The sequence below is a fragment of the Mesorhizobium sp. genome (assembly GCF_965229135.1).
Lineage (GTDB): Bacteria > Pseudomonadota > Alphaproteobacteria > Rhizobiales > Rhizobiaceae > Mesorhizobium.
On the sequence record NZ_OZ245860.1, the window covers coordinates 216647 to 229107 of the forward strand.

Consider the following 12461-nt stretch of genomic DNA (forward strand, 5'->3'; position numbering starts at 1 on the left):
CGGAAGGAACAGGCTTGTCTGCCTGCACCATCAATATGACACCAAACCGATAAGGTGTGTTTTCACTTCAATACACCTGTCGCGTGTATTTAATTGCAGCCGCTTGCGCGAATGCTTTGGGCAGGGTCACGCTCCGCTATCCATGAACGCCGCGAAGGCCTGCTTGTGGTCGGGGTGCCAGCGCGACAGGGCAGGGCGGTTTTCGATGATGTCGCCGATCGCCCAGGCCATGCGTTTCTCGTCCATGGGCCGGGTCGTTTCATTGTCGGGGCACAGGATGTAGAAATCGCCGCGAACCAGCGCGTTCAGCATGAAATCGACCACCTGCTCGCCGGTCCAGGCGCCCGCCGGCTTTTCCGTCGCGCCCTCGGTCAGGCCCGTATAGGTGAAGCCGGGGATGAGCAGATGCGCGGCGACCTTCCCACCGGGCTCGTTGCGCAGTGCATGCGCCAGCCCTTCGGTGAAGGTTTTCACGCCGGCCTTCGACACGTTGTAGGCGAGGTTGCCGGGTGGCGTGGTGATGCCCTGCTTGGAGCCGGTGTTGACGATCAGCCCCGGTGCGCCCGCGGCCAGCATGCGCGGCGCAAAAGCTTCGACGCCGTGTACGACACCCCAGAAGTTGATGTCCAGCAGATGCTTCCAGGCATCGCGGTTTTCCCAGGGCTTGCCGGGATTGTTGCCGACGCCGGCGTTGTTCATCAGCAGCGACACACCGCCAAAGGCGCCGAATGCGCGGTCGGCCAGACGGTCGACCTGGTCGGCCTTGGAGACATCGGTCGAGACGGCGAGCATGGCATCGTCGCCGGTAATCGCGGCGATGGCGCGCGCGGCTTCGTCGAGGCGTGCGCCGCCAATGTCGGCGATAACGATCTTCATGCCCATGAAGGCCAGCCGTTTGGCCGCGGCAAGGCCAATGCCGCTAGCGCCGCCGGTGATGACAGCGGTATTGCCATGGGCAAGTGCTGGCAGGGCGGTCTGGATGTCGGCGTCATCGTTCATGAGAGGATATTCCTGCTGGAGATTGTCGCGAACTTAGCGCGGCAACAGCCTCGCGCAAGGCCGTATCGACCCGTTCGGGTTGACCGCGCCGGCCCGCGCTGTACATGCTGCATTCACAAGAGGAGTATCGCGGATTGACGGACTGGGTCGAAATCCTGAAAGAGCAGACTGCCACTGGCGACCAGATGGGTCGCGAAGTGCCGCAGATGCTTGCCAATCCCGACATCAGCGAGGCGCAGGTGCGAACGCTGTTTTCCGCGCTCGAAAAACAGGCGGAGTTCGTCGAGAAGCTGCGCATGGCGCTGGAGAAATTCGGCCATGATTTCTCGATCATCAAGGCGGCCGAGCGGCTGGAGGAGCGCTATGCCGATCTTGCCGCCGCGGTGGCGGAGAAGCTGAAAGCCATGCGAAAGCCGAAAAAGTAGGGCGGGCTACTTTTCGATCACCCGCGCGAAACGCCTGTCCGGCACCAGCCAGACCAGGGCGACCAGAACAAAGATCGCGACACCGATCCACTGGTTGACGAAGGCCAGCGGGATGGCGGCGAGATAGACAGCCAGCGAAGCCCTGCCCTTGAAATCGTGGCCCAACGCCCTGGCGAAAGCACTGTCGGTGCCATGCAGCCGGCGCAGCGCGCTGACGAGAATGGCGTAGGCGGCGGCGCAAAAGGCTAGGTCGAGCCCGTAGACCGCGACCGGAACCCTCGCGAAATGGTTCTCGCCCATGAAGGCGGTGGTCACCGGCATCAGCGACAGCCAGAACAGGAGATGCAGGTTCGCCCACAGGACGCCGCCGTCGACGCGCTGCACGGTATGGAACATGTTATGCAGATTGTTCCAGTAGATGCCGACATTGATGAAGGAGAGCACATAGCACAGGAAGATCGGCCACTGTGGAATGAGAGCCGAGAAATCCTCGCCCTCCGGCACCTTCAGGTCGAGCACCATGATGGTGATGATGATGGCGACCACACCATCGGTGAAAGCCTCGACCCGTCCCTTGCCCATGAACCGCTTCCCTCGTGCGGCCATCAGGAAGCCGCTCTAAGCCTCTGTCGCGCAACAGATTTAACTTACTGGTTCCGGTCCGCGATCAAGAAGAAAGTTTGGCGGATAATTCGCGTCAAAGCGAGCATAATCGGCCAGCGGCCGATCTCGGCGGCTTCACGAAAATAAGCTGCGGGGAATGAAGCATATAACCCTGCGGTGAAGCGGGGCTGTCGTGGACAAGAAAGTAAACGCTCTGCCGTCCTCCACCAGCCGTCAGCCGTGGTTCAAGAAATTCCTCAACTATAAAGCTGCAAAGCGAAGTGCTTGGCGCTTGGGCCTGTTGCACGCACCCGGTCATTTCTTGACTTTCTTTCCGTGCACCTGTTCCCTTCCTTGAAGGCAGGACGGGCGAGGCTAGGCAACGGCTCAAGCTTGCCGCGTTGCTATCGGCCTTGGCCGAAAAGGAGCGCTGAACAGTCGGCATTTTGCTGGCTTACGGAATGGAGGGACTGATGAGATTTAGACTGTTGCTTTGCATGGCGACCATCCTGGCCGCCGTTTTCGGAACGTCCGCCGCGGCCTTCGCCTATGGGGCGCATACGACCACAAGCCTCAATGTGCGCACCGGGCCTGGCGCCGGCTATCATAAGGTCGCGACCTTGCCGGCCGGTGCGCGTGTCGAGGTGCTCGGCTGCCAGCCGGGCTGGTGCAATATCCATCATGGCGGGGTGCGTGGCTGGGTCAGTGCCGGCTATCTGCAGCGTGCCCATGTCGTGCATCCGCCGGTCATCATTGTGCGCCCGCCGCACCACCGGCCTCCACATTGGCAGCAGCGGCCGCCGCATCATCGGCCTCCGCATCACCGCCCGCCGCACAAGCCGCGTCCGGGCAAGTGCAAGATCGCGCCGGGCTTTTCGTGCAAGTAGCAGCCATTGTGCCGGTTTCGGCGCCATGCCGGATCGCATGGTAAAAACGGGCCGCAGTCGCTTGCGGCCTCTTTTTCATCCCAGTTGGCAGGTTTCTCAGCCGTTCGGTGATTCCGGCGCCATGTTCGCGCGTCCGCGCGGCACGCCGAGGCCGGTGTCCGGAGGCTCGCCGGCGGCCGGTCTGTCCTCGATCATATGCATGGTGCGCCAGCGGCCGAAGCGATAGTAGGCTGCGGCCAGTATCAGCGAGCTGATCGAGCCGGCCGGAAAACTCCACCAAAGCGCTTCCTCGCCGATGTAGCCGCGCATGAAATACGCAAATCCGGTACGGACGACGAGCACCGAGATCACCAGGATGATCAGCGGCGGCATCACGGCGCCCGTGGCGCGCACCGTGGCGAACAGCACGATGGTGATGCCAAACAGGATGAACGACCAGGACGCGACATTGTTGATATGGGCTGCGATGTCGATCGCGGCGCTGTCACTGCTCAGGAACAGGCTGAGCACCGAGCGGTCGAAGAACCAGAGCATGGCCACGAGGGCGCCGGTCAGGACGAGGTTGAAGCCGACGCCCGAGGCGGCGATACGGCCGATCCGATCCCAGCGTCCGGCGCCGACATTCTGCGCCGCCATGGAGGAGACGGCGGCGCCGATGGCGAGCGCCGGCATCTGGATGTAGGTCCAGAGCTGCGCGGCAATGCCGTAGGCAGCGGCGACCTGCGAACCGTAGGAATTGACGATGCCCATCACCGTCAGGGCGGCAGCCGAGATGACGATCATCTGCAGGCCCATCGGCACGCCCTTGAAGACGACGATGCGCAACAGGGTCGGGTCCGGCCATAACAGTGCCAGATTGGCTCCGGACAGCCGCAACGGGTGCTTGCGCGCATAGAGCACGATGAGGATGGCGACCACGCTCACCGTCTGGCCGATCAGCGTCGAGGTAGCCGAACCGGCGATGCCGAGCTCCGGGAACGGACCGATGCCACGGATGAGCAAGGGGTTGAGGACGACGTCGAGCACCACGGCGAGCGCCATGAAAAAGAAGGGCGTGCGCGAATCGCCGGCGCCGCGCAGCACCGTCATGACGAAGGACAAAAGGTTCATCATCGGCACGGCGACGAAGATGATGCGCAAGTAGGACCGGGCCAGCGGCAAGGCATCGGGCGGCGTGCCAAGCGTCTTGAGGATGGCATCGACCCAAATCCAGCCGCAGACCGCGAACACCACCGACACGAGGAAGAAGAAGGTGGCGCTGGTGCCGACGATGCGGCGCGCCTCTGGCAGGTCGCGGGCGCCGACCGACTGCGCGACCAGGATGGTGGCGGCCATGCCGATGCCGAACACCGTGCCGAGGATCAGGAACAGCACCAGGTTGGCATTGGAGGTAGCGGTCAGCGCTGATTCGCCGAGGAAACGGCCGACCCAGACGGCGTTGATCGAACCGTTCAGCGATTGCAGCACGTTGGAGCCGAGCACCGGGAGGGCGAACAGCAAAAGCGTGCGCGGGATCGGGCCGCTGGTCAGGTCGCCGGTGCGCCGGCGCGTGGGCATCTTGTCGTCCATGGCGGGCATCTCGGCAAATGTGAGTCCGGCCCGCGATGATATCGCAGGCCGGATGGAGATGCACCCTTGTGGAATGGAACCGTGGCCGAAAGGCGGGCCATTCGATCGTGCCAGTTTGATTACTTCTTGCTCAGGCCTGGAAGCGTGACCTGATAGACCAGGAACATGGTGTCGACATCGGCGCCGTCCTCGGCCTTGTAGGGCGCGCCGACCTGGAAGCCGTCCTGGGTCAGGAAGTCGTTGTCGTTGGCGACGAACAGGAAATAGTCGTCGGGCAATTTCGGGTCGAGCACGCTGGCGAGCGACATGGCCTCCCACTTCTCCGAGAGGTTGTTATGGTCGTTCGGCGCGCCATTGTGCAGGCCGAAGCGGCCAAGCTCGGCATTGTCGTTGACGTCGATGAACGGCGTCAGCTTGGCCGGCGTCACCGAAGCATCGACGACGCCCTTGGGGGCGACTGGCTTGTCCTTGTCGAAGTCGGTGCCGGCGATGTCGGTGGCGTTGGAGAGATCGACAATGTTGATCTGGCGGTAGAGCGAGGTGTCGCCCTTCAGGCCCTGGCCGTTGCCGCTGTCGCGCGCGATCATCAGGAAGGTCTGGTCGGACAGCGCCACGATCTCGCTTTGCGCGGCGACCTTGGTCTTGCCCTTGGCATCCTTGAACACCGGAAGCGGCACGACATATTCATGGGCCAGCTTCAGATGGTCGAGGTCGGACGCATCATAGACCAGCGCCCGCGTGTTCTGGCGCGTGGCCGCCGAATCGCCGCCATCCTGCCTGGTGGCCGACTGCAGCACCGCGATCAGGAACTTGCCGTCCGGCGTCATGGCCATGCCTTCCAGGCCTTGGTTGTTCTGGCGGCCGGTATCGGGATCCTTGGGGTCGGGTTCGGCGGCGCCGGGGCCGGGATTGTTGGAGGCAAAATTCGGCACGCCCTTGCGCATCGGCACCAGAGCCGCCGGCGGCTGGGTCGCGGACAGAAGATGGCCATCGGCGGAGAAACGGTAGATGTTGGGGCCGTATTCGTCCGAGATGAACATCGAACCGTCAGGCAACCGCACGATCGCTTCGTTGTCGAGCGAGAGCTTGCCATTGTCGGCCTGCGGCAGCATCGGCATCGTGGCTGTCGCCGGGCGCACGCCGCTCAGCGGATCGAGGCCGGTGGCGTCGGCGCCCTTGTCGTCGGTGAGCAGCATGGTGTCGGCGAGCTTTGCCGCGACGCCGGACTGTTCCTTGCCTGAAGCGGGTGACGCACCCGGTGCTACCGGCGCGAATTCGATGGCGATCGTGTTGAGGCGCGGACGGTAGTCCGTGGTGCCGGCGACGTTGTAGCCGCGATCCGGCAGCAGCCAGAGCGAGCCCTTGTAGCCTTCCGCATCACGTGTCCAGCCGGCGGTGTCCACAGCCATGCCCGAGCCGGAACCGAAGGTCTCGCCGAACTTGTCGCGCTGGCTGGCCTGAATGCGGCCGACGCCAACCAGCCCCTTGTTGACGAAACTGCTGCCGCCGACGGTGACGGTGGTATCGGCGATTGCCGCGGGCATCGAAATGGCTGACGTGGCCAGCGTGGCGGCAAGCAATCGCAGCGAGAATGAACGCAGGTGTTTCATGGACAATATCCCTTTGATGACAAACGTGCCGACGGATCGGCGAAAACGAAGCTGTTGTCTTGAATGGCAGGTGGGGGCTCCCGCCTTGGACGGGCGGCAATGCCCTTCCGCAAAGCGATCTAGGGCGCGAACATGATAGCTGCGTGACAAGGTTGTGCTTCTTGCGTCTCTCTTCCAAGGGGCGCTTCACGGGCATCTTCGGCTGAGTGCGTGGATCGCCTGGAGCCGGAACCATCCCCATTCCTGTCCGTTGGAGCGTGGCCACCAGCCATTTTGACGCACATGGTGGTCGTCGTCACAACAGAGGGAGAGATACGTTGGGCTTCGATCAGTATCACGAGCCGCCGGAAGAACTGTCGCAGAAGGTGCGGACCTTTGCCCGCATGATCACCTCGCTGATCGAAGAGGCCGAGGCGATCGGCTGGTATGAGCAGCGAATTTCGGTGGAAAAGGACCCCCAGGCACGCGCGATCATGAAGAACGCGCAGACCGAGGAGTTCAAGCATTTCGGCATGGACCTCGAATTCCTGCTGCGTCAGAAGAAGGACTGGCGGGCCGAGTTGAAGGAGATCCTGTTCACCACCGGCGACATCGTCAAGCGCGGCGAGGCGGGCGAGAAGAAGGTGGACTGACCGGCCGCGAGGTCATTGACCAACGATCGCTTCGTAGGAAGCGGGATCGGTAGCCGTCTCGGTGTTGACGAGGAGCAAGCGGCTTTGCAGTCCAAGGCCGAGTGCATCGCGTTGTGCCGCATCGCGTGTGGCGGCGAGCAGGCCGGCGAGGCCGGCCGCGCCGCTTTCTCCGGCAATTACAATCGGGTCATGCCCACGCGGCCGCCCCAGGATGCGCATCGCCTCCATAGCGGCTTCCTCCGGAATGCTTTGGAACTGGTCCGCGCAGGCCAGAAGGATGCGCCAGGCGACCAGTGAAGGCTGGTAACATTCAAGCCCAGCCATGATCGTCGGTTCGCCCTGGGCAATCCGCGAGATCTCGCCGCGCCGGAAGCTTTCAAGCAGGCATGCGGCCCGATCCGGTTCGACGATGACGAATTTCGGCCGTGCCGCGCCCAGCTTCTCGGTCATGAAACAGGCGATGGCGCCGGCGAAGCCGCCTACACCGGCCTGCAGGAAAACATGCGTCGGGCCGTCCTCGCCAAAGCCTGCGATCTGCTGCAACGCCTCTTGTGCGAGGATCGTGTAGCCCTGCGCGATAAGGCCCGGCGTTGCCTCATAACCCGGCCATGACGTGTCTGAGACGACCTGCCATCGGCGCTCGGTGCAGACGCGTAGCGCCTCGTCGACTGAATCGTCATAGGTGCCCGCGACGCGCACGACCTCGTCGGCGAAGGAGCGGATGGCGTCGGTGCGTGCGGCGCTGACACCGGCATGGACGAAGATCACGGAACGGCAACCCATCAGCCGCGCGCCGGCGGCGACGGACCGCCCATGATTGCCGTCGGTGGCGCAGCCGACCGTCAGTTCCGCGGCAATCTCGCGGGCGCGCGGTGTCAACAAGTCCTCGATCGCGACGCTCCGGCCAAGCCGCTGCTCCACATGGCCATGGACCAGCCGCATCACCGCATAGGCGCCACCAAGCGCCTTGAAGCTGCCGAGGCCAAGCCGCTTTCCCTCGTCCTTGACGAATAGCGAGCCGATGCCAAGCCTGCCGGCAAGGTTGGGCATGCGAAAGGTCGGGGTCGGCTGGAACTCGGGCCAGAGGGAGAGATAGGGCCGTACCTGTTGCGGGGCATTCTCGCCAAGCATGGCACGATCGCCTGGCATCAGGGGCGGCCGGCGCCCGCTTGGCTGATTGTTCAAGAATGCCATGGTCTTTGCCTCGGTTTCGCGAGAAAACTAGTCTGGTCGCGCCGGGAAAGGCTCTCTGATTTCAGGCATGGCTCGCAAATTTTTCTTGGAAGACAAGCTCAATGCGCAAAACCGTCTCTGTTTCGCTGGATGATTTCGACCGCCGGATTCTCGACCTCGTCCAACATGACAATCTCAGCCCGTTGCGTCTCGTCGCCGACAAGGTGGGATTGTCGGTGCCGGCCGTCGCCCGCCGGCTGCAGCGCTTGCGCGAGACAGGCGTGATCGAGAAAGACATCAGTGTCGTCGACCAGGATCTCGTTGGGCGGCCGCTGACGCTGATCGTCGAAGTAACCTCGGAGAGCGAACGGCTGGAACTGCTCGACGCCATGCGCGAGCGCTTCCGGGCCTGTCCGCAGATCCAGCAATGCTACTATGTGACCGGGCAGGTGGACTTCATGCTGGTCTTCAATGTCCGCGACATGGAGGAATACACCGCGCTCACACGGGAGATCTTCTTCGAAGGCGGCAATGTCGAGAGCTTTCGCACCTTCGTCGTCATGGACCGGATCAAGACCGGCATGCGAACGGTGGTTGGGTAGGCACCTGATCCGCCGCCGCGGAAACACGTCGGCGGATCCGATTGTGTGAGTCACGCTATGTCGGGTTGTCGAGCGTGAACAGGTCGCTCTCCTCGTCATAGGCGAAGTACTCGGCGTAGCGGGCCCAACTGATCACGGCGCGCACCGTCTGGTCCGCGTATCCCTCCGACATATGGTCCTCCAGTTCGTCGCGGAAGCGGCGCGCCGGGGCCTTGTGGCCGGCGCGTTCATCGAGCACGCGGCGGATGTGGCCGGCCAGCGGCACATAGGTCGCGAGTTGCTGCGCGAACAGTTGCTTGCGCACATCGACCTCGCTTTCGGCGAAGCGCTTGCCGGCCGGCGTCAGCTGTATGTCGCCTTCGGCAAGTTCCGCGAAGCGCAACAGCTGCAGCGTTTCGGCGATCGGGAACAGATCGTCGATCTCTAGCTGCAGGCTGGCGGCGAGGGGCGGCAGGTCGGCGTGCCCGTTATAGGGCGGGGCGGCGACCGCCTCCATCAGGCCGGCGAGCAGGTTGGTCGAGACGCGCGGCAGGATCATGGCGATGCCGGTACCCGGGAAGACACCATCGCGGGCAGGGCCGCCGGGTCCCTTCCTTGCCGTCATGCGCGAATAGATGTCCTCGACCAGCGCCCGGAAGGCGGGGTCCAGCCGGTTGCGTGGCTGCGGCAGCTCTATGCGCAGTTCGGCGACGACGCGGCCCGGATTTGACGAGAAGATCAGCACGCGGTCGCACATAAGCACGGCTTCCTCGATATTGTGCGTCACCATCAGGATCGCCTCGATCGGCATGCGGCCTTCCGACCAGAGGTCGAGCAGGTCGGTGCGCAGCGTTTCGGCGGTCAGCACGTCGAGCGCCGAGAAGGGCTCGTCCATCAACAGGACCTTGGGATGGACGACCAGGGCGCGCGCCAGCCCGACGCGCTGGCGCATGCCGCCAGAGAGCTCCTTGGGATAGGCGCTTTCGAAACCGTCGAGGCCGATGAGGTCGATCGCCGAAAGGGCGCGCTTGCGGCGCTCGGGCGGCGAGACGCCCTGTGCTTCAAGGCCCAGTTCGACATTCTCCAGAACGGTCAGCCAGGGAAACAGCGCAAAGCTCTGGAACACCATGGCGATGCCGTCCGGCGTGCCGGTGACGGGCTTGCCCTCGAAGGTGACCGAACCCTGGCTCGGGCGGATAAGGCCGGCAATCGAGCGCAGCAAAGTGGACTTGCCCGATCCCGAGCGGCCGAGCAGGCCGACGATTTCGCCGCATTCCAGCGAAAGCCCCACATTGTCGAGGACGATGAGCTTGCCCGCGCTTCCCTTGTCGTAGGTCTGGCAGACGCCGTGCACTTCGACGAGCGAGGGGGCTTTGGTGATGATGGCTTCGTTCATGATCAGTCTCCTGAAATGTCGGGTCAGTCGAGCCGCATGCGGCGTTCGGCGAAGACGTAGAGCGGGCGCCACAGGACGCGGTTGAAGAGCGTCACCATCAGCGACATGACGGCGATGCCGAGGACGACGCGGGGGAAGTCCCCGGCATCGGTCGCCTTGGCGATGTATGAGCCGAGCCCGAAGGCCTCGAGCTTGGTGTGGCCCCAGCTTGCCACCTCGGCGACGATGGAGGCATTCCATGAGCCGCCCGAAGCCGTCAGCGCGCCGGTGATGTAGTAGGGGAAGATGCCCGGTAGCATGACGTTCTTCCACCACGACCACGACCGTATCTTGAAGACGCCGGCTGCCTCCTTGAGATCGGAAGGGAAGGCGCTGGCGCCCGCGATGACGTTGAACAGGATGTACCACTGCGTCCCCAGCACCATCAGCGGCGACAGCCAGATGGTGGGATTGGCCCCGGTGGCGACGATCGCGACGACGGCGAAGGGAAACAGCACATTGGCCGGGAACGCGGCGAGAAACTGCGCCAGCGGCTGAACGCGCTCGGCAACGGCCGGCCGCAGCCCGATCCACACGCCTATCGGCACCCAGATCAGACTTGCGATGGCAATCAGGATGATGACCCGCAGCAGCGTGACCAGACCCCCGCTGGTGGCCTCCACGACATCGCTCCAGCCAAGCGTCTCGCTGATGTAGAAGACCACTTCCATCGCGCCCCATATGGCGACGACGATCACCAGGGCGAGCCACACATAGTCGATGATCCGCGAGATCCGTTGATTTGCGGGCGTCGGCTCGGACGCCGTGCGCGCGCCCCGGCTGAACCGCAGCATCATGGTCCGCCGCCAGACCCAGGAGAAGGGCAGGGTGACGGTCCTGACCAGATGGGCCCGGCGCAGGATGTCGTAGACCCAGGAGCGGGGCTTTTCCTGGCTGGCGGTCTGTTCGAAGCGAAATTTGTCGGCCCAGGCGACGACCGGCCGGAACAGCAACTGGTCATAGAGCAGGATGAGGATACCCATGGCCAGCACCGCCCAGGCGACAGCCTTGAAGTCCTGCTTGTCGATGGCCAGCGCCAGCCATGAGCCGATACCGGGCAACTGCACCGTGGTGTTGCCGACGGTGATGGCCTCGGAGGCGACGACGAAGAACCAGCCGCCGGACATCGACATCATCGTATTCCAGATGAGGCCGGGAGCCGCGAACGGCGCCTCGAGCCGCCAGAAGCGCTGCCAGGCGGAGAGCCCGAAGCCGCGGCTGACCTCGTCGAGGTCGTGCGGCACGGTGCGCAGCGACTGGTAGAAGGAGAACGCCATGTTCCAGGCCTGCGCGGTGAAGATCGCGAAGATCGACGCGCATTCGGCGCCGAGCTGGCTGCCGGGAAACAGGCCAAGGAAGAACGTCACCGTGAAGGTCAGGAAGCCCAGCACCGGCACCGACTGAAGGATGTCGAGCGCGGGGATGATCACCATTTCGGCGCGACGGCTCTTGGCAGCCAGCGTCGCCACGGTGAAGGTGAAGAGGAGCGAAACGATGATTGCCGCGAACATGCGCAGAGTGGTGCGCAGCGCGTATTCCGGCAAATTGGCGATGTCGAGCGTTACCGGCGAGGTCGAGAGCAGCTCGCTCGGCGCGCGCATGTCGGCCGCGCCCCGCGCCAGCAACACGATCAATGCAGCCAGGATCGCGAAGGCGACGAGGTCGTAGACATTGGGCGCGATGCGGCGGCGGGCGAGGGCCGCGGCGTCGCTGCGCGAGGAGCTATTGTGTGGCTGGAAGATCATGATGAGCCCCAAAATCCTGACGATGGATTATCTGTATGTTGGTCCGATGTCGGGAGACGCCGCTGGCGCGAGGCCAGCAAACGTGTTCCGCAATGATGCCGGGTGTGCGGGAGACCGCGACCTGGGGGGTGCGCGCGGCCGGCGCAGGGCTTCCATCGTCAGCGCGGAGCTTCGTACCGCGCCACCGAAACCGTCAGGCCGCGAGCCGTTGGAAGGCGATTCCACGACTGACGCCCTCTTCGGAAAGAGGCCTCTGTTCCTGCGTCCAGCGGCATTCCAGCCGGCCGCTCACCGACCTGCGGCGCCAGACGCAGACAAGCCGGGTGGGCGGGATGGTGAAGCCGGTCTTGCCGGCCAGGCCACGCGTTGTTCCAACGGGAGGCCGGGCAGTCGAAGCGGAGCGCGTGACAGAGCGCGCGCGGAAGGGAATGACGTTGGTGTTCATGGCTCACCTCTGCGGTCCGGCACGGACGGCAAGGCGAGCCGGCAGATCGGTTATGCCCTGCCCAGGCTCGACCGGCGCCACGTGCCGGAGACGATCGTTGTTGACGGGGCCAATGTCCGGACCGTGCCTGGGGCCGTATCCGGACAGCGACTAGAGTAGCTGTCCATAACCTGTTCGATCTGTGTTGACGCTTCGATCAGCCGAAGCCTCGCCGCCTTACGCCCGTCATTCCGCGGCTGTCAATACGGGTGCGGGAATCTTAAGTATATGGCCGCTGAGCCAAAGCATACGCCGGATTCGACGGATGTTACGCCGGCAAATATTACTGTCCCGCTGGACCGGAAAGCTGGAGCCAGG

At 63.9% G+C, this 12461-nt stretch carries 12 protein-coding genes; 4 read left to right on the forward strand and 8 right to left on the reverse strand.

Annotated elements, in window-relative coordinates:
- Positions 1–126: 126 nt before the first annotated feature.
- A complete protein-coding gene (locus ACO07C_RS00945) occupies positions 127–999 on the reverse strand; it encodes an SDR family NAD(P)-dependent oxidoreductase (RefSeq protein ID WP_421912363.1) in 873 nt (290 codons plus the stop codon).
- A 134-nt stretch (positions 1000–1133) separates the two neighbouring features.
- On the opposite strand from ACO07C_RS00945, the gene ACO07C_RS00950 reads away from it, so the two are divergent.
- Positions 1134–1424, forward strand: coding sequence for a hypothetical protein (locus ACO07C_RS00950; RefSeq protein WP_421912364.1), 291 nt, complete (start codon positions 1134–1136; stop codon positions 1422–1424).
- Positions 1425–1430: 6 nt separating this feature from the next.
- On the opposite strand, the gene ACO07C_RS00955 is transcribed toward ACO07C_RS00950, so the two are convergent.
- Positions 1431–2006 carry a TMEM175 family protein gene (locus ACO07C_RS00955; protein WP_421912365.1) on the reverse strand — a complete coding sequence of 192 codons (576 nt, stop codon included), beginning with the start codon at positions 2004–2006 and terminating at the stop codon, positions 1431–1433.
- Positions 2007–2500: 494 nt separating this feature from the next.
- Here ACO07C_RS00955 and ACO07C_RS00960 point away from each other — a divergent pair, with 494 nt between their 5' ends.
- On the forward strand, positions 2501–2914 hold the full coding sequence (locus tag ACO07C_RS00960) for an SH3 domain-containing protein (RefSeq protein WP_421912366.1): 414 nt from the start codon (positions 2501–2503) through the stop codon (positions 2912–2914).
- 96 nt (positions 2915–3010) lie between these two features.
- Here the strand turns inward: ACO07C_RS00960 and ACO07C_RS00965 are convergent, their stop codons facing one another.
- Positions 3011–4483 (reverse strand): MATE family efflux transporter, encoded by a 1473-nt coding sequence (locus ACO07C_RS00965; RefSeq protein ID WP_421912367.1) that lies wholly within the window; start codon positions 4481–4483, stop codon positions 3011–3013.
- A 119-nt stretch (positions 4484–4602) separates the two neighbouring features.
- Complete coding sequence (locus tag ACO07C_RS00970) at positions 4603–6093, reverse strand: esterase-like activity of phytase family protein (protein ID WP_421912368.1); 1491 nt, start codon at positions 6091–6093, stop codon at positions 4603–4605.
- Positions 6094–6410: 317 nt separating this feature from the next.
- Between ACO07C_RS00970 and ACO07C_RS00975 the strand changes: the two genes are divergently transcribed.
- Positions 6411–6725, forward strand: a complete 315-nt coding sequence (locus ACO07C_RS00975; RefSeq protein ID WP_421912369.1) for a hypothetical protein — start codon at positions 6411–6413, stop codon at positions 6723–6725.
- 12 nt (positions 6726–6737) lie between these two features.
- Here the strand turns inward: ACO07C_RS00975 and ACO07C_RS00980 are convergent, their stop codons facing one another.
- Complete coding sequence (locus tag ACO07C_RS00980; protein WP_421912370.1) at positions 6738–7919, reverse strand: diaminopropionate ammonia-lyase; 1182 nt, start codon at positions 7917–7919, stop codon at positions 6738–6740.
- A gap of 101 nt (positions 7920–8020) precedes the next feature.
- Here ACO07C_RS00980 and ACO07C_RS00985 point away from each other — a divergent pair, with 101 nt between their 5' ends.
- A complete protein-coding gene (locus ACO07C_RS00985) occupies positions 8021–8500 on the forward strand; it encodes an Lrp/AsnC family transcriptional regulator (RefSeq protein WP_421912371.1) in 480 nt (159 codons plus the stop codon).
- A gap of 55 nt (positions 8501–8555) precedes the next feature.
- Here the strand turns inward: ACO07C_RS00985 and ACO07C_RS00990 are convergent, their stop codons facing one another.
- From ACO07C_RS00990 to ACO07C_RS01000, 3 genes are all read right to left on the reverse strand, one after another.
- Positions 8556–9875 carry an AAA-associated domain-containing protein gene (locus tag ACO07C_RS00990; RefSeq protein ID WP_421912372.1) on the reverse strand — a complete coding sequence of 440 codons (1320 nt, stop codon included), beginning with the start codon at positions 9873–9875 and terminating at the stop codon, positions 8556–8558.
- Positions 9876–9898: 23 nt separating this feature from the next.
- Complete coding sequence (locus ACO07C_RS00995) at positions 9899–11659, reverse strand: ABC transporter permease (RefSeq protein ID WP_421912373.1); 1761 nt, start codon at positions 11657–11659, stop codon at positions 9899–9901.
- A gap of 193 nt (positions 11660–11852) precedes the next feature.
- On the reverse strand, positions 11853–12104 hold the full coding sequence (locus ACO07C_RS01000) for a hypothetical protein (protein ID WP_421912374.1): 252 nt from the start codon (positions 12102–12104) through the stop codon (positions 11853–11855).
- Positions 12105–12461: the final 357 nt, after the last annotated feature.

Excerpts from the sequence above, each read along its gene's own strand:
- ACO07C_RS00995 (WP_421912373.1), bottom strand. The coding sequence starts at position 11,659 with ATGATCTTCCAGCCACACAATAGCTCCTCGCGCAGCGACGCCGCGGCC.
- ACO07C_RS00970 (WP_421912368.1), bottom strand. The coding sequence starts at position 6,093 with ATGAAACACCTGCGTTCATTCTCGCTGCGATTGCTTGCCGCCACGCTG.
- ACO07C_RS00980 (WP_421912370.1), bottom strand. The coding sequence starts at position 7,919 with ATGGCATTCTTGAACAATCAGCCAAGCGGGCGCCGGCCGCCCCTGATG.
- ACO07C_RS00985 (WP_421912371.1), top strand. The coding sequence starts at position 8,021 with ATGCGCAAAACCGTCTCTGTTTCGCTGGATGATTTCGACCGCCGGATT.
- ACO07C_RS01000 (WP_421912374.1), bottom strand. The coding sequence starts at position 12,104 with ATGAACACCAACGTCATTCCCTTCCGCGCGCGCTCTGTCACGCGCTCC.
- ACO07C_RS00965 (WP_421912367.1), bottom strand. The coding sequence starts at position 4,483 with ATGGACGACAAGATGCCCACGCGCCGGCGCACCGGCGACCTGACCAGC.
- ACO07C_RS00955 (WP_421912365.1), bottom strand. The coding sequence starts at position 2,006 with ATGGGCAAGGGACGGGTCGAGGCTTTCACCGATGGTGTGGTCGCCATC.
- ACO07C_RS00945 (WP_421912363.1), bottom strand. The coding sequence starts at position 999 with ATGAACGATGACGCCGACATCCAGACCGCCCTGCCAGCACTTGCCCAT.
- ACO07C_RS00990 (WP_421912372.1), bottom strand. The coding sequence starts at position 9,875 with ATGAACGAAGCCATCATCACCAAAGCCCCCTCGCTCGTCGAAGTGCAC.
- ACO07C_RS00960 (WP_421912366.1), top strand. The coding sequence starts at position 2,501 with ATGAGATTTAGACTGTTGCTTTGCATGGCGACCATCCTGGCCGCCGTT.